The sequence below is a fragment of the Pusillimonas sp. ANT_WB101 genome (assembly GCF_008369125.1).
GTDB lineage: Bacteria > Pseudomonadota > Gammaproteobacteria > Burkholderiales > Burkholderiaceae_B > Allopusillimonas.
The window spans coordinates 212338-227511 of sequence record NZ_VOAY01000005.1; the positions used below are offsets into that span (position 1 = coordinate 212338).

The window sequence follows — 15174 nt, forward strand, 5'->3', positions numbered from 1 at the left end:
CGGGATCGATAATATTTATCTCCATCAACCCTCTGTTGCGCGTCCTCGCGCTTGCCAAGGCGACAGGGCGCGCCATCCTAACTAAGGGCAGATATGGCAGATCCGGGCAACCAGTTTCATCCTGAACCAGGCGCAGAGTCTGACATAGTGAACGCCTGGGAGGTTCTACTGCGCGAGGCACACAGGCCTGCCCCGCAGCCACGGCGCAATATCGCGGATACTGCCTGGCAGTGCTGCCGCAACGCCACGGTTGCGCCGCATCCACAGCAAGATTCAACACCCGCACACCAAGACCAGTTCGCCATGCGAAGTGAGGCCAACCGTGCCAAACCTGCACCATTGCGCGCACTCACTAATCCTGAAAAACATCAGGGATGGGCTGAGCTTGTCAGCGCAGACCCGGCCATGCTCGAGCTGGTCACGCGTGCACAAGGAATGCGCAATGCACACGCACCTGTTCTGCTGCATGGCGAAACCGGTGTGGGCAAGGAGCTTTTCGCACGTGGCCTGCACACCGGCGGACCATTTGTGGCCATCAATTGCGGCGGCTTGCCGCGTGATCTGCTGGCCAGCGAACTGTTTGGCTATGGAGACGGCGCATTTACTGGTGCGCGCAAGGGAGGCATGCCCGGCAAAATCGAGGCTGCCAGCGGCGGCACATTGTTTCTGGACGAAATCGGAGAAATGCCGCTTGAAATGCAAGCCCATCTGCTTCGTGTGCTGGAGCAAAAAGAACTATATCGTGTCGGCGAAACGGTGCCCCGTAACGTGACATTTCGCCTTGTTGCCGCCACAAATCGCGATCTGCGCCAAGAAGCCCAAGCCGGACGCTTCCGCCTGGATCTCTTCTATCGCATTGCGGTATTCACGCTGCACATACCCCCGCTGCGCAACCGGGATGGCGACATCTCATTGCTTGCCCACCATTTCTGGCATCAGTTCTGCCGCGAACACGCGCTGCCATCCGCCGGCATCGACGACGCGGCCATGCAAGCCTTGCAGGCCTATTCCTGGCCAGGCAATGTGCGAGAACTTCGCAATGTGCTTGAAAGCGCCAGGCTCTTGAGTAACGGCTGCACCCTCATGCGCGACATGTTGCCGCCAGAAATAGTGCGAGCTAGCCATGAGGGCTGCGAGCCCGCGCTTTACAACAATGTCATCAGCATGGAACAAGGCGAGCGCTTGCTAATTCAACAGGCCATCACGGCCTGTAGCGGCAATTTGACCCTGGCTGCAAAAAAACTGAATATCGCCAAGAGCACGCTTTACTTCAAAATGGGGCGTTATGGTTTGTCGCGACGGGTGTTGTGATGGTTTCTATTCGTCGCGCACCGGTTTTGGTCATTACGGCGTTTGTTGTGCCGCGTGCTTCACCCTTAAAATTTGAACGGTGCGGGCATCTGGCAGTACACGATAAAAAACGATGTAGTTCGGATGCACGACTAATTCGCGCAACCACTCTGGCAAGCCCGGACGGCCATGCCGGCCAAGCTCCGGATGCTGTGCAAGGGTCTTGGTCTTGTCGCGCAACTCCTGCCCGAAACTCTTGGCTCGCTTAGGGCTGTCTTTGCCGATGTAACGCACGATGGCGCGCAAGTCATCACGTGCCATGGGTCGCCATTCAATGCGATAAGGTCTGGCCGTCATGCGCGTTATTTCTTTGACAGGCCAGCAATATTCGCATCCATCTCGGCGATCACCTCATCGTGCGGAATGCTCGCCCGAGGGTCATCAATGGATGCTTGAATCTCGTTAACCAGCCACTGGTTATAGGCGGCCGCTTCGTGTGCTCCGCGCATGGCGTTGGCCCTGCCGCGGTTACGTATGTCGTGCTTCTTATCGGCCGGGTCGTATTCGCTGGCGTCAAATTGGCCTACCGTGATACCAATAGCTCGCAGCACATTCAAGGCGGCCAAGGGAGTGCCGAAGCGGCGCGGCTCGATGCTGCGGGCTTTGGACAGCAAGGCACCCGAACCGCTACGAGTGTCAATCTGAACGAGAAACGACCCGCCCTGCCCCTTCAATGTAACGCCTGACACACCGCCAGCGTTATTCGCAGCGCGGAGCTGCTCCAGGGTCATGCTTTGCATGTCTGGCTCCTTATTTATTAACCATGTATCCTTGTTTTATTGTGCATGAAATCAAGGAGAGATGCAAACACCCTACCGCCCCCTTCCACCCCGGAGCTGACTATGGTGGTGTGGACTGATCTGGAGGCTTCGGCACCTCATTGCCTAAGTCGAGGCTACCGGCCAAATTGACATTTTCGACTAGATCCTCCCATGTCACCACTCCCAGCACGCTGTCTGGCCCCGCCACTGTCCCGTCACGGGTCATCAAGGCGTTGTGAGCGCGTTGCCGCCGCAATAGCGAAACCAGGTCGAATACCTGGATGGTCGATTCCACCACAACAGGCTTGAGATCGGCGAGTTCCCGCAGCGGGGTGGAACGGGCCACACCACTGTCAACGGCGGCCCGCAGAGCATGCGCTGGCACTATCCCCACCAGTATTTCTCCATCGAGCAGCACGACGCGCGGCGTCTTGTGCAGCCGATGCCAGCGCTCCAAGGCATCGCCGAGGATGGCGTCTGCGTCCAGACACAAGAATGGTGCATTGATAAACTCCAGTGCCAGCCGCGTCAGGTACAACTGACTCTGGATTGCGGTTGTAATGTGCTGCCCACGTCGCGTCAGCTTCATGGTGTACACCGTGTCAGCCAGCAACAGCCGACGCATTGCATAGGCCATTGAAACGCTAATGATCAGCGGAATGATCACGTGATAGTCGCGCGTCATCTCGAAGGTCATCACCACCGCTGTCACCGCCGCACCCGTGGTGGCACCGACCATGCAGGCCATGCCGATGACTGCCGCCGTACCTATGGTAATACTGGCGCCGGGGACCAGCGCGTGCACGCCGGCCGCGAACGCTGCACCCAGCATGGCGCCAATATACAACGACGGAGAAAACACACCACCCGATGCCCCCGAGCCCAGGGTTAGCGATGTCGCCAGCACCTTCAGCACTGCCAGCAGCAGGGCCAGCCAGCCCATGGTCAACGTGCCATCAAGGGCGTCCTGCACCGTGGCGTAACCAACACCTTCGGTGTAGTAGTGCCCCGTGTATCGGAGCATCAAGTACATCAGCACGCCAATCAGCAACATACCCAGCGCATGCCGCAGGTAACCCTTGCCAGGAATGTGCTTGAACAAGTCCTCAAACCAGTAGATGGAGCGGATATAGAGCATGCCCGCGATACCGGTCAGCAACCCCATCAGAATGTAGCTGAGCAGTTCCAGCCCCGGTATGGCTGCTGGATGCGACAGCATCAACGGCGGCATCACGAAAGACGCACTATCGCCGAAAAACGCCAGACCAATCAGGCTTGCAGTACCGCTCGCAATCATCACCGGGATTAACGTACGTGCGCTGATTTCCACCAGCAGCAGTTCGGCGGCAAACAACACCCCGCCAAGTGGGGTATTGAAGGTTGCGGCGATACCAGCGCCACCACCACAGGCGATCAGCACCAAGCGCTGCCATTCGGGAATCTTCATCCACAGTGCAAGCCGCGAGCCGAACGCCGCACCGATCTGCACGATCGGCCCTTCACGCCCCACAGAACCACCGGAACCAATCGAAATCGACGAAGCCAATGCCTTGATCAGCACCACCGGCGCACGGATCACACCGCGTTTGAAATACACCGCATCGATGACTTCGGGTATGCCATGACCCTTGGCTCCTGGCGCGAAATGATTGACTAAAAAGGTTACGATCAGCGCACCGACCACCGGTGCCAGGATGAAAAAGACGCCCCAGGTGCTGGGAAGGCTGTGCTGCAGATTGTCGTAGACCGTGTCGAAGCGACCGTAGAAAAACAGGTTGTGGAATATCCCGATGAGTTTGCGAAAGCCCACCGCACCGAGACCGGCAATGACTCCCATCGCCACCGCCAGCGCTGCAGTGGCGATCTCGGCCCGCGTCTCACGGAACAAGTTGGCCCGCACTGCGTCGAAGCGCTTATACACCCGGTCCTCCCTGCAAAAAAAGCGGTTTAGCAGAGGTGGCTCCTCAGGTTGCCCTGAACACCTTTATCGGTAAAAACTCGGCTTTCCTGGTGTGAGGCGTTGTCGCTCGATGGGTTCTTTTGTAGCCCCAAAAACATCGCCCTTCGCCACTGGACTATGCACGACACAATGATTTATTCGAGTGCCGTAAGAGAGGAAGGTGCAAGACCCCGCGAGCACATCGTGTCGCTGTACTGATAAGTACCTGAATAGTCACGCAACAAAACCTGGTGAGTGGTGTGCCCCAAGTGTTTCGACATAAATATTATGCCCCTGCTCTTCGCAGTAAGCCATCTTCATTTTTTAGTGATAATGCCCGAGCGCACCCAGGTCATCGCAATGCCCGGTGTGTGTGCATTGTTTGCAGGGGCGGGACATAAAAAACACCTCAGCTATCTACACAACCATTGCCAGCGAGTTCATCAAGAAAACCATTATAGAAATCAATTAATAATTGATGGCGCAGCCGGGCTATCTTCGCCCCTTGTTTTGTACGAAAGTTTGCGCTGAGTTTTAATAGCTTGGCTGGAAAGTGATCCAGAGCGAAGCATCGGTCTTGAAGCTCTCTGCTATCACCTTTTGGATCAGAAACATTATAGAGTTCAGTGCCCATGCGGCCAGCCGTATAAAAACAGCGCGCTACCCCGATAAGCCCAATGGCATCAAGCCTGTCTGCATCCTGCACAATGCAAGCCTCCAAAGGCTGAGGCTTTACGTCTGCTGAAAAACTATGTGCCTGTATGGCATGAGCCACTAATGAGCAACGATCATCGCTCCAGCCAATACTCTGCAATATCTCTGTTGCACGCTCTGCTGCAAGAAACGAAGCCTTCTTGCGTAACGGCGAGTTTTTTTCAACCGCGACGCAATCATGCAAAATAACCGCAGCAACAATAACTTCAAGATCGCCGCCTTCAACCTCGGCTATTCTTCTTGCATTAGCCCAAACACGCGCAATATGAGCTAAGTCATGTGCGCCATCGTTGGATTTTGCGTCTATTGCAAAGGGAATTATTTTTGATGCCAATTGCCTGTGTTCGAAAAACAAGCGGGCAATATCTGAAAATTCGTCCAACTTCATATCAGTGCTTGTCATTGAAGCCGTCCTTGGTGTTGAGCTGCGAGGCATGCCGTATGCACGTGCGAATTAGGCCACGGCGAGATCGTGATCGATTTTACCTTTCCACTGCGTCTGCGCCGTCACGGCTTTTCAGTGACAGGAAAATGGGATGGCCGAAGCAACTTCACGCTTCATCAGCACCCGATGCCCGCTCTTCGAGTGCGGGGCGGACAAACCTAACTGGCGCGCATGCGTCATCCAACGAGCTTACTAGGGAATTGTCCGCATACGGCTCGCACCAGTGCTGTGATAACCTGATTTCACAATTTGAAACGCACGGTCTGCAGGAGGCATGGGTGACAGACACGGCAGCATCTTCTCCGCCGGCTGGGTCCACTGGCCAGGGCCCCTGTCTGCTCGAGGTTCGCGATCTTGCGAAAAGATTTGGTGGCCTGCGTGCCGTCGATCATTGCTCCTTTCGTGTCGAACAGGGCACCATCACCGGTCTGATCGGCCCCAATGGCGCAGGCAAGACCACCGTATTCAACCTTATTACTGGCTTCATTCCTCCCGATTCAGGGCGAATCCTGCTCGATGGCGAAGACATAGGCCATTTGCGGCCCGATCAGATCTTCGCCCGGGGCCTGTGCCGCACTTTCCAGATACCGCGCGAACACGGCTCGCTCAGCGTGCTAGAAAATTTGCTGCTGGTGCCAACAGGGCAATCGGGTGAACGCTGGTGGAACGCTCTGTTTCACGGCAGAAAAATCCGGGTCGAGGAATCGCACAATCTGGAGAAGGCTCGCGAAGTTCTGGAGTATCTGCAGCTGACCCATGTGCAGAATGAATACGCGGCCAACCTGTCCGGCGGCCAGAAGAAGCTCCTGGAAATGGGCCGCACACTGATGGCCGATCCACGGATCATCCTGCTGGATGAACCGGCTGCGGGCGTTAACCGCACCCTGCTGCAGGCCATTATCCAGAACATCCAGTACTTGTCCCGCGAACGCGGCATCACGTTCCTGCTCATCGAGCACGATATGAACATGGTCATGAGCTTGTGCAATCCTGTCATCGTCATGAGCGAAGGCCGCAAGCTCGCCGAAGGCGATCCAGAGTCAGTGCGTAGCAACACGGCCGTGCTCGAAGCCTATCTGGGGGGGCAATATGCCGCTGCTGCAGGTTGACTCGATCACCGCAGGGTACGGTGACACCGAAATTTTGCGCAGCGTATCCATCGTCGTGGAATCCCACGAAGTCGTATCCATAATCGGGCCTAACGGGGCCGGCAAATCCACCCTGATGAAGACAATCTTCGGCCTGCTGCATCCGCGTCAGGGGTCAATCTCCTTCGATGGGCACGACATCACGCACGTGGCGCCACACCGCATCGTGCGGCTGGGCATGTGCTACGTGCCGCAGGTGGCCAACGTCTTCACATCACTCACAGTAGAAGAAAACCTGGAAATGGGTGCGTTTCCACTGGGTTCGGCCGACCTGACAGAAAGCAAGAGCCGCGTCTATGCAATGTTCCCTAAGCTGCGCGAGCGCCGCCGTCAGGTGGCCGGCAAGATGTCCGGCGGCGAACGACAAATGGTTGCCATGGGCAGCGCCCTGATGATGAACCCTAAGCTACTGCTGCTCGACGAGCCCACGGCGGCTCTGTCGCCCAAGCTGGTGGATGAAATCTTCGAACGCATTGCAAGAATCAATAAAAGTGGCATTGGTGTGCTGATGGTCGAGCAAAATGCGCGGCAATCCCTGAGCATGGCCCATCGTGGTTATGTACTGGCCAATGGCGAAAATCGCCAGGAAGGCACGGGCGGCTCTCTGCTCGACGACCCCAATGTCGGGCGTCTTTATCTTGGGGGATGATTTAATGGTCGATTCAGCGCAATCTACGGCAGACGTGGCTACCCAGGACGAAGCCGATACCCCTACCGTCGATGCGCGGGATTCCGGTGGCGCGCGCAGCAGTCGTTTTGTAGGCACCGTGCTGCTGCTAATTCTGATCGCCATGTGGATCGGCGGTTGGTATTCCGGCACCAGCACCGAAGAAATGCTGTCCCTGACGGCTTGGGGCGTGATGCTGGGCGGTATCATCGCCCTGGGCGGCATCGGGCTCACCCTGTGTTACGGCGTCCTGAAATTCCCCAATTTCGCTCATGGCGAATTTCTCACCCTGGGGGCTTACGTCACCTACGGGGTGATTCTGGTTCTACCGAAGTCCAATCCAATCTGGCTTTTTTCCTTCGGCTGGGAATTGGTCATCGGCTTGCTGCTGTCAGCCGTCGTCACGGCCATCGTGGCCGTCGTGATCGATCGCGTGCTGTACCGGCCGCTACGCAAGCACCAGTCGCCGCTGGTCCTGCTGGCCATGGCGTCGCTGGGTATGGAGTTTTTGCTGCGAGGCATCGTTTATCTGATTTGGGGGTCAGACTACCATTTCTATTATTCCGGTCGTGCCAATCCGGCGCTGTACCTGCCTTTTGGCTTGCGCCTGCAGGCTGACCAGCTCTTTGTCTTTGCTCTGGCCATCGTCCTGGTGGTGATGCTGTATTGGATGCTGACCCGCACACGTATTGGCAAGGCCATGCGGGCCACAGCAGACAATCCCGATCTGGCTCAAGTGCGCGGCATCAATACTGAGCAGGTGATCGCCTGGACATGGTCCATCGGTGCGGGCTTGGCCGCCATTGGCGGCGTCATGTATGGCCTAGCGTCACAGATGCGCCCAGACATGGGCTTCGTATTGCTGCTGCCCATCTTTGCGGGTGTCATCATGGGTGGGATCGGCAGTGCGTGGGGCGCGTTGGTGGGTTCCATCATCATCGGCGTGGCCATGCAGCTAACCTCTGCCTTCATGAATCCGGCTTATGGCCCAGCGGTCGCTTTCATCCTGATGGTTCTGGTGCTGCTGATGCGGCCCCAGGGTCTGTTCGCTCAACACTAGGAGCTATGCGCCATGGACTCATTGCATGTGCTCAAGGCCTGTTTCCTGCTGGTTCCAGCCACTCTGTTGGGATGTCTGCTGTTTTCGCGCTGGCGCTGGCTTGCGCGTCTGCCGGCGGCAGTCGCCCTGGGCTGCGTGCTGGCCTTCGGCATTGCGGCATGGGCGCCAGGCGCCATGGATTACCTGGTGTCTTTCTCCATCATGGCGACCATCTACTCCATCCTGTCGCTGGGCCTGAATGCGCAATGGGGGTACAACGGGCACCTGAACTTCGGGATCGCCGGCTTCTTTGCCATGGGCGCCTTCACGATGGCGCTTTTCGTCACCTCTCCACCCTCAGGCGTGATGGCGGCGTATGCCCAGCAGTGGTTCGGCCTGAATGCGCCCTTTTTGGTGGGTGTTATGGCCGCAGGCATCTTAGCGGGCCTGTTGGGCTACCTGATCGCGCAGCCCATCCTGCATCTGCGTGCTGACTTCCTGGCCATTGCCACGCTGGGCATCGCCGAGATCATTCGGCTCATCTTTCAGAATGAACGCTGGCTGGCCAACGGGCCACAACCGCTGTCCGGCATCCCCCAGCCCCTGTCTTGCGTGTTTGACAGCGGCGGCTGCAGCTGGTTGCCCGATGGGCTGAACCGTGTGCTCTCGATCATGCAGCCCGGCGACTACAGCTATTTGTATCTGGTGATCGTAACCGTCAGCCTGGCCGTGGTGTACATGGTTCTCGAGTCCATGGTGCGCTCGCCGTGGGGGCGGGCTTTGCGCGCGGTACGTGACGAAGAAGACTCCGCTGCCATGAATGGCAAGCATGTTAAATCGCTGCGCGTGCAGTCCTTTGTGCTGGGTACCGTCGTCATGGGCGTGGCCGGAGCCCTGTATGCGCCCTACATGGTCACCATAGACTACAGCCACTTCAAGCCGCTGTTTGCGACCTTTCTGGTCTGGGTGATGCTCATGCTGGGCGGAAGTGGCAACAACAAGGGCGCCATCTTGGGGGCCTTCGTTATCTGGGCCGTCTGGAGCGGCACAGGTTTTGTCACCGATTACCTGCAGACGGCCCTGCAGGGCGTCGCACCCGATGTGGCTTCGCGCATGTCCTTTTTGCGCTGGGCTTTTGTGGGGCTGCTGCTGGCCATCATCGTGCTGTATCGCCCGCAAGGCATCCTGCCAGAGAAAAAGCGCGTGTCCCGCTTCTTGAGCGACGTGCCCGAAGATTAAACCTGTGCACGGTCGCGCTCCCGCCGGGCTTGACCGTCCATACCGACAGCGGTCGAGACCTGGGGCAGATCTACGCGCAGGAACGGGCCAAATCGTGGGTAGACCGGAGCGTAGGTGCACACCGAAACGTTAGGTAGATCAAAGCACAGGAACGGACCGAAACCTTGGTAGACCGAAGCGCAGGTGCGCGCCGAAATCTGGGTCGCATTGGAAGACGCCACCATTGAAAAAGGCCACTTGCGTGGCCTTTCCCCATACAGAAAGCAGTAATTATGCTTCCGGGATGTCCTTGGCAGGGATCATCTTCACGGTCTCGATTTTGTCACCCGAGTACTTCCAGATATTGACCGGCGTGATGACATCGCCGTTCTTGTCGAAATCGCAGGGGCCAGCTGCCCCGTTGTAGTTGATTTCCTTTCCGGCTTTCAGGGCTTTCAACATCTCGGTAACCCGAGCCTGATCACCACCATCGATCATTTCGCCCGGGGGGTTGGCGACCTTGCGCAGCTGGTCGCGCAGTACCGTACCCGTGATTTTCGACGCGTCGGTTGCGCCCGCAGCAACCACAGCAGCCATGGCCAGCCCCGCAACCATGCCTGCATCATAAGAGCAGGTGGTGAAGGGCGGGAAATGGTCATATTTGTAGGTCGACAGGAAGTTCTTGGAGAAGTCCTTGTACGACTGGGTGCTGGTGTCTTCGCCAGGCGCGGTACCGTAGCGTCCGTCCATGTCCTTCTCACCGACCTCCTTGATGATGTCGATGCTGGCGTTGCCGTCGGTGAATTGCCAGTTGGTGAAATTGAAGCTGTCGCGGGATTCCTTGCAGATGGCAATGGTGTGCGCCGGATAGCTAACGATGATGAGCAGGTCAGGCTTGTCCTTCAAGGCCTGGGACAGCATGGATTTGTAGGTGGGCTGCACTTCTTCGGGGTGGGGCACTTCGGCCAAAACCGTGCCGCCACGCTTCTTGAAGGCATTGGTAAACGCGTTGGACAGACCCTGCCCGTAAGGGTTGTTGATGTAAATGGTAGAAACACGCTTGAACTTGTAGTTTGGGTCGAATTCGCCGTTGACGAACTGGGCGGCCACGACACCCTGCATTGCATCCGAAGCACTGGTGCGAAACAGCAGGTCGGCTTTGGCGTCGGCCGGCAATACCGTTACCAGCGGGGACGTGGTGCCGTTGCCGATTTGCAGAACGCCAGCAGGAATGGTGGCAGACGTTGCAACAGCCACAGTCACCCCGCTGGACCAACCGTTGATGATGACGGGTGTCTTCTGGGTGTCGATCATCTGACGGGCAGCTTGAACGCCCACGGTGGGCAAGGTGGCACTATCGGCCGTCAGGTGCTTGGCGATAATGGGACCACCAAACACTTCTTTGGCCGCCATATTGATCTGGTCGACGGCGAGCTGGACGGCGTCGCGATAGTACGGGCCAAATTCGGCAGCAGAGCCTGTCATGGGTGCAATCTGCCCCAAGATGATGGCCGGCGGCGCGCCCGCAGCCAGTGCACGGTGCAATGGAAGCACGCCGCCGAGCACTGCGACGCCGCCAGCGGCCCCGACGGACTGCAGAAAATGACGGCGTGATTGTGCGGAAGGGATTCGATCAGACATGTAGTTGTCTCCTTTCTGTTGACTGACTGGATGGCAGGCAAACGCGAAAAGCTCGCACGCATTGGAGTCTGGCACCCGGATGGGGTACTGATTGAACAGTCTCGTGCGGGCCTGGGTATCAAAAGCAATGACCCATGGAAACTAGCTTCATTACATAGTCTTACTTGTCTGATGTCAATCCGGGATTCAAGCAGGTATTGGTACAACGTGAGGATGTCCAAAGCTTCATGAGGGCAAGCGCATTGCTCGCGTTGCAGGCTTGCAGACAATGTCTGAAGGTTCAGAGCAAGTCGAAAGCGTCAGCTAATACTGAAACGGAGTCCATCATGATCAAAAATGGTATGCGCCCGATTCACCCGGGCGAAGTCTTGCGCGAGGAATACCTGGCCCCCCTTGGCATAAGCGTCAATGCCTTGTCCAAGTATCTACACGTGCCGGCGACTCGTATGAACGAAATCGTACGAGAGCGTCGTGGCATTACACCGGACACGGCACTGCGGCTAGCGGCGTTCTTTGACGGTGACGCAAACTCTTGGCTGAACCTGCAGCAGGCCTATGATCTGAAATCAGTCGATAAGCAGGTCGTCCAGCGCATTCTCAAAGAGATACAGCCGTTGGAGCATGTTTAAACATCCATCAACGAAACGCTAATTCCTGCAACAGATGCGCTATATCTTGCCCCATGAGATCTGAATGCCCTTTTGGCCTGGAAGGCCAGTCAACGTGAGGTCTTCTACTATGAAAACAGTACGAGTGAAAATTGACCTGGCGGAGCCCGACTCACGACCAAAAGGACGGGTTGATCTTGCCCGGGTTGTTGCAACAACAAAGGAGCAAATCGCCGATCAAATCGCGATAGACGAGCAAGAGGCGCGGCAGGATGCGCTTAAACATGCACCCGACAAGTGGCCGAGGCTCGACACATCGTCTACGCCAGATCAAAACGTTGTCGAAGCAACCAAAACGTAGCCCCGGGCTCAGCAGCTTGATTAAGCGGAAGTGATCAGAGTTCTGGACGCAATGCGGTCGAGCTGCCGCCCGACGTTGGCCGCAGCCTCGGTCACTTCCGTGACGAATTTCTGCAGAAACGCGTCGCGTGTGATCTCGCCCATATCGACGGACTTCGCGTTACCGCCGGCGACAACCGTGACGTCTTCGATACCGATCACCCTAAGGATCAGTCGCAGGTAATTGGTAGCAATATCCCGGTCGCGGATCGGAGATCCCTCGGTGTAGACCCCACCCGATGCCATCAGGATAGTGCAGGCCTTGCCGTGAACCAGGCCTTCGCCGGCAAAGCCGAGCGTCTTGCCCTTGCGCACGATGTGGTCAATGTAGGCCTTAAGAACGGCGGGAACGTTGTAGTTGTAAACCGGTGTAGCAATGACGATGTGGTCGGCGGCTAGGATCTCGCTGACCAGCTCGTCAGAAAGATGCAGAGTTTCCTTCATTTCAGGAGTTTGCTGTTCGTCCGGAGTGAAATAGGCGCCGAGCCACGGCATGGTCACGAACGGGAGATTGCTCTCCATCAAATCTCGCTCGACTACGTTTCCGCCAGGATGAGTCTTCACCCATTCCTCGACAAACATCTTGGTAAGTCCGCGGGACATGGAGTGCTCGCCGCGCGGGCTGGATTCAACAACAAGAAGGGTGGGCATAGAGAAAATCCTTGGTAATTCAGGTTGTGGAAACTGCACGGTATTTGTGCTGTTCGATGACAACGGTGCGACGAGTCAGCCGAAGCGAAAGCCGGAGATGGGTTTACCGAGTACGACACCGCGGAAGTCGACGATGGCCTCCTCGTCCGAGGCCGCACCAGCGGCAACCATCAGCGGCAGGAAATGGTCCTCTCGAGGCTGCGCGTCGCGTGCGCCCGGCGCACTCTCCCAGTCGATCAACGATTGATCACGCGTCGCTGTCGCGGCGATGCTTTGCCGCAGCCAGGCGTCGAATGCCTCGGCTTTGAGATCGGCTCCTCCCTGTGACCCGAGATAACGACGAGTGCAAGCGGCCGTTCTTTAAGTGTGGAGGCAAACGTGTCGAGGTAGTCCTCAAGCGGCTTCCAAACGGCTCGCATGGTTCCGGACTTCAGGAATAAGGAGGGGCCGCCGCCGTGGTTGATAGAGTATGTAGGTTGCATGGGGACACTATAAAAGCTGTAATCTATCGGCGGAAGCGATTAAATTATGATGGTTTCCATCACTCAAGGAGATGGCTTTGATAGGCAGGCTTACGCTTGATCAACTGCGTGTGTTGGTGACGATCAGCGACGCGGGGAGCTTTTCGGCCGCAGGCCGCTCGCTTGGCCGGGTCCAGTCCGCGATCAGCCAGGCGATGAAGACGCTGGAGGATATCCAGGGGGTTGAGCTGTTTGATCGCTCTCGCCAGAAACCGACATTGACGGCCGTGGGCCGTGTGCTTGTTGACCAGGCGCGTATGACGCTCGCCAGCGCGTCTCGTTTCGAGGCCATCGCGGCTGGAACGCGCACCGGTCTTGAGCCGGCGCTCGTCCTGGCGATCGATCCATTGGTTCCGACCGCGCCACTCATCGACAGTCTGCGCGCACTTCGCGACACATTCCCAAACTTGTCGGTCTCCTTTTCTACCGAAGGCATAGGTGGCGCCGAGCGGCGCCTGCGGGATGAGTCCGCGTCGCTGGCCTTCTGTCTTTTACTGCCGTCCGTACCTGACGATCTGATGGCCTATCCCCTCATGGATCTCAACCTTGTGCCGGTAGCCGCAGCCGACCACCAGCTCGTACGCCTCGATCGAAAACTGGACAGGGCCGATCTCGAAGCTCACGTGCAACTGGTGCTGTCCGATGTTCACGGCATCGATGGTCCGAGCCACGGGGTCATCAGCAGTCGGATCTGGCGTTTTGTCGATCTAGGACGTCGGCTCGACTTTCTGCTTGCCGGGTTTGGCTGGTGCAAAATGCCGCTCTTCATCATTGAGCCGTATCTGACAGACGGCCGACTGGTGAAGCTGGACATCACTGACGAGGGGATCTCACCGACGGGAGCGCTGCCGATCTATGCCGCCCATGTCCGCGACCGTCCGTTGGGGCGTGGAGGAAGCTGGCTGCTGGAAGATTTACAAAGTCGCCTCATTAACTAGCGCTTGAAAGTGCACCCGACAACGGGGGGTGGCCCGACACATTATCAACGCCAGATCAAGACTTTATCGAAGCGACTAAAACGCAGCCCCAGGCTCAGCAACGAGATGGATTGGACGATATTTTCAAATAGCCAACACCTGCTTGAGACTAATGCCGCCAAGCACAGGCGTACAACGCCTAAACCAGACGCCAGTCTCATGATAGCAATCGACCTATCTCTTCTGTGAGGGCGCGCCCCAAAACTGCATGTTGATCTTCATCAAGGTGCACGCCGTCTACTCGACTGGTTGACGTTACCGACCCTGCATCAAAGAAATGGCAACTGTTCTCTTCCGCCATCTGTTTAATTGCCTCGGCAAGCCCAGCAGCCTTGGTCTCCGCCCCCTCAAACTTTAGCGTGATTTTGCCTTTGGCTTTTTGAATTGGCGGAGGATTCGACTCTCTGTTCGATACCCTCAAGTCCATTGCGACCTGGCTTGTACGGATCATCCCAGACTGTGCGGCGTCCGTTAAGGCAATCCTCAATGACCCGAGCCTCGATGCCGTTTTTTCGCAACTGTAGTTCAACGATTCCCGGCCATCGCTGGTCAAAGTTGAACCGTCGACGGGTATCTGGAATGATGCCCCAGCTTAACGAGTCTGCGTAAACGAAGATTTGATGCATAACCATTTGTCTCCTGGCTCTAACGAATAGCTAACTGGCGGCGCTTTAATGCCATCTTAACCAGCGACGGATGAGCACAATTCAATGCACGTTTTATGGATATTGAATATAGATCAGAACTGCATACTCATCAGGTTGGAATTTCACTTGGTGTTGAACCACGCTGTAACTCAACAGGCTGAGCTTCAGAGCACGCAAAAATTGCTGCCTCATCAAGGCTAGCGTATGGTCGCTTTGGCCGCCCGACTCCATACCTGCCCACGCTTCAATCCCAGCTGAAAAGGACCTATTTCGGTGAGTCTGGACGCCACACAGGCGCGAATATCGCCCTTGCTCAAGACGATCTTGAGACGTCGAGGCACCTGCAGCGAATACGACGACCAGCCGATTTGACCGGCTGATCTGCGGTGTTCGTCAGCGCGAAGACCGCGAGCCTTGCTTCGTGCTCTAATTAATTAGGCAACTGCCAA

Annotated in this window: 16 protein-coding genes; 8 read left to right on the forward strand and 8 right to left on the reverse strand. The window is 56.9% G+C overall.

Features of this window, described 5'->3' with window-relative positions; genetic code table 11:
- Positions 1–93 precede the first annotated feature (93 nt).
- Positions 94–1311 carry a sigma-54-dependent Fis family transcriptional regulator gene (locus tag FQ179_RS19525; protein ID WP_149398986.1) on the forward strand — a complete coding sequence of 406 codons (1218 nt, stop codon included), beginning with the start codon at positions 94–96 and terminating at the stop codon, positions 1309–1311.
- A gap of 33 nt (positions 1312–1344) precedes the next feature.
- Here FQ179_RS19525 and FQ179_RS19530 read toward each other — a convergent pair whose 3' ends face one another.
- The 4 genes from FQ179_RS19530 to FQ179_RS19545 form a co-directional block, all read right to left on the reverse strand.
- Positions 1345–1647 (reverse strand): type II toxin-antitoxin system RelE/ParE family toxin, encoded by a 303-nt coding sequence (locus FQ179_RS19530; RefSeq protein WP_149398987.1) that lies wholly within the window; start codon positions 1645–1647, stop codon positions 1345–1347.
- Positions 1648–1652: 5 nt separating this feature from the next.
- The gene (locus FQ179_RS19535) at positions 1653–2090 is read right to left on the reverse strand and encodes a hypothetical protein (protein ID WP_149398988.1); all 438 of its coding nucleotides are present in this window, start codon (positions 2088–2090) and stop codon (positions 1653–1655) included.
- 100 nt (positions 2091–2190) lie between these two features.
- Complete coding sequence (locus FQ179_RS19540) at positions 2191–4032, reverse strand: chloride channel protein (protein ID WP_223146299.1); 1842 nt, start codon at positions 4030–4032, stop codon at positions 2191–2193.
- A gap of 427 nt (positions 4033–4459) precedes the next feature.
- Positions 4460–5167, reverse strand: a complete 708-nt coding sequence (locus tag FQ179_RS19545) for an HD domain-containing protein (protein WP_255475075.1) — start codon at positions 5165–5167, stop codon at positions 4460–4462.
- Positions 5168–5487: 320 nt separating this feature from the next.
- Between FQ179_RS19545 and FQ179_RS19550 the strand changes: the two genes are divergently transcribed.
- The 4 genes from FQ179_RS19550 to FQ179_RS19565 are packed head-to-tail and all read left to right on the forward strand — an operon-like array spanning position 5488 to position 9302.
- A complete protein-coding gene (locus tag FQ179_RS19550; RefSeq protein ID WP_223146300.1) occupies positions 5488–6318 on the forward strand; it encodes an ABC transporter ATP-binding protein in 831 nt (276 codons plus the stop codon).
- Positions 6299–7006 carry an ABC transporter ATP-binding protein gene (locus FQ179_RS19555; protein ID WP_149398989.1) on the forward strand — a complete coding sequence of 236 codons (708 nt, stop codon included), beginning with the start codon at positions 6299–6301 and terminating at the stop codon, positions 7004–7006. The genes FQ179_RS19550 and FQ179_RS19555 overlap by 20 nt, the downstream gene beginning before the upstream one ends.
- Positions 6978–8084: a branched-chain amino acid ABC transporter permease gene (locus FQ179_RS19560; RefSeq protein ID WP_188074669.1), complete on the forward strand. Its 1107-nt coding sequence runs from the start codon at positions 6978–6980 to the stop codon at positions 8082–8084. The genes FQ179_RS19555 and FQ179_RS19560 overlap by 29 nt, the downstream gene beginning before the upstream one ends.
- A gap of 12 nt (positions 8085–8096) precedes the next feature.
- Positions 8097–9302 carry a branched-chain amino acid ABC transporter permease gene (locus FQ179_RS19565; RefSeq protein WP_223146301.1) on the forward strand — a complete coding sequence of 402 codons (1206 nt, stop codon included), beginning with the start codon at positions 8097–8099 and terminating at the stop codon, positions 9300–9302.
- Positions 9303–9572: 270 nt separating this feature from the next.
- Here FQ179_RS19565 and FQ179_RS19570 read toward each other — a convergent pair whose 3' ends face one another.
- Positions 9573–10922, reverse strand: coding sequence for an ABC transporter substrate-binding protein (locus FQ179_RS19570; RefSeq protein ID WP_149398991.1), 1350 nt, complete (start codon positions 10920–10922; stop codon positions 9573–9575).
- Between the two features lie 326 nt (positions 10923–11248).
- On the opposite strand from FQ179_RS19570, the gene FQ179_RS19575 reads away from it, so the two are divergent.
- Both FQ179_RS19575 and FQ179_RS19580 read left to right on the forward strand, forming a co-directional pair.
- Positions 11249–11551: a HigA family addiction module antitoxin gene (locus tag FQ179_RS19575; RefSeq protein WP_149398992.1), complete on the forward strand. Its 303-nt coding sequence runs from the start codon at positions 11249–11251 to the stop codon at positions 11549–11551.
- A gap of 109 nt (positions 11552–11660) precedes the next feature.
- Positions 11661–11891 carry a hypothetical protein gene (locus FQ179_RS19580; protein WP_149398993.1) on the forward strand — a complete coding sequence of 77 codons (231 nt, stop codon included), beginning with the start codon at positions 11661–11663 and terminating at the stop codon, positions 11889–11891.
- A 20-nt stretch (positions 11892–11911) separates the two neighbouring features.
- On the opposite strand, the gene FQ179_RS19585 is transcribed toward FQ179_RS19580, so the two are convergent.
- Together FQ179_RS19585 and FQ179_RS22510 are read right to left on the reverse strand one after the other, a co-directional pair.
- On the reverse strand, positions 11912–12580 hold the full coding sequence (locus FQ179_RS19585; RefSeq protein ID WP_149398994.1) for an FMN-dependent NADH-azoreductase: 669 nt from the start codon (positions 12578–12580) through the stop codon (positions 11912–11914).
- Positions 12581–12655: 75 nt separating this feature from the next.
- Positions 12656–12820, reverse strand: coding sequence for a hypothetical protein (locus FQ179_RS22510; RefSeq protein ID WP_223146302.1), 165 nt, complete (start codon positions 12818–12820; stop codon positions 12656–12658).
- A gap of 313 nt (positions 12821–13133) precedes the next feature.
- Here FQ179_RS22510 and FQ179_RS19595 point away from each other — a divergent pair, with 313 nt between their 5' ends.
- The gene (locus FQ179_RS19595) at positions 13134–14039 is read left to right on the forward strand and encodes a LysR family transcriptional regulator (RefSeq protein ID WP_149398995.1); all 906 of its coding nucleotides are present in this window, start codon (positions 13134–13136) and stop codon (positions 14037–14039) included.
- Positions 14040–14235: 196 nt separating this feature from the next.
- On the opposite strand, the gene FQ179_RS22980 is transcribed toward FQ179_RS19595, so the two are convergent.
- Positions 14236–14529: a hypothetical protein gene (locus FQ179_RS22980; RefSeq protein ID WP_370459905.1), complete on the reverse strand. Its 294-nt coding sequence runs from the start codon at positions 14527–14529 to the stop codon at positions 14236–14238.
- Between the last annotated feature and the right edge of the window lie 645 nt (positions 14530–15174).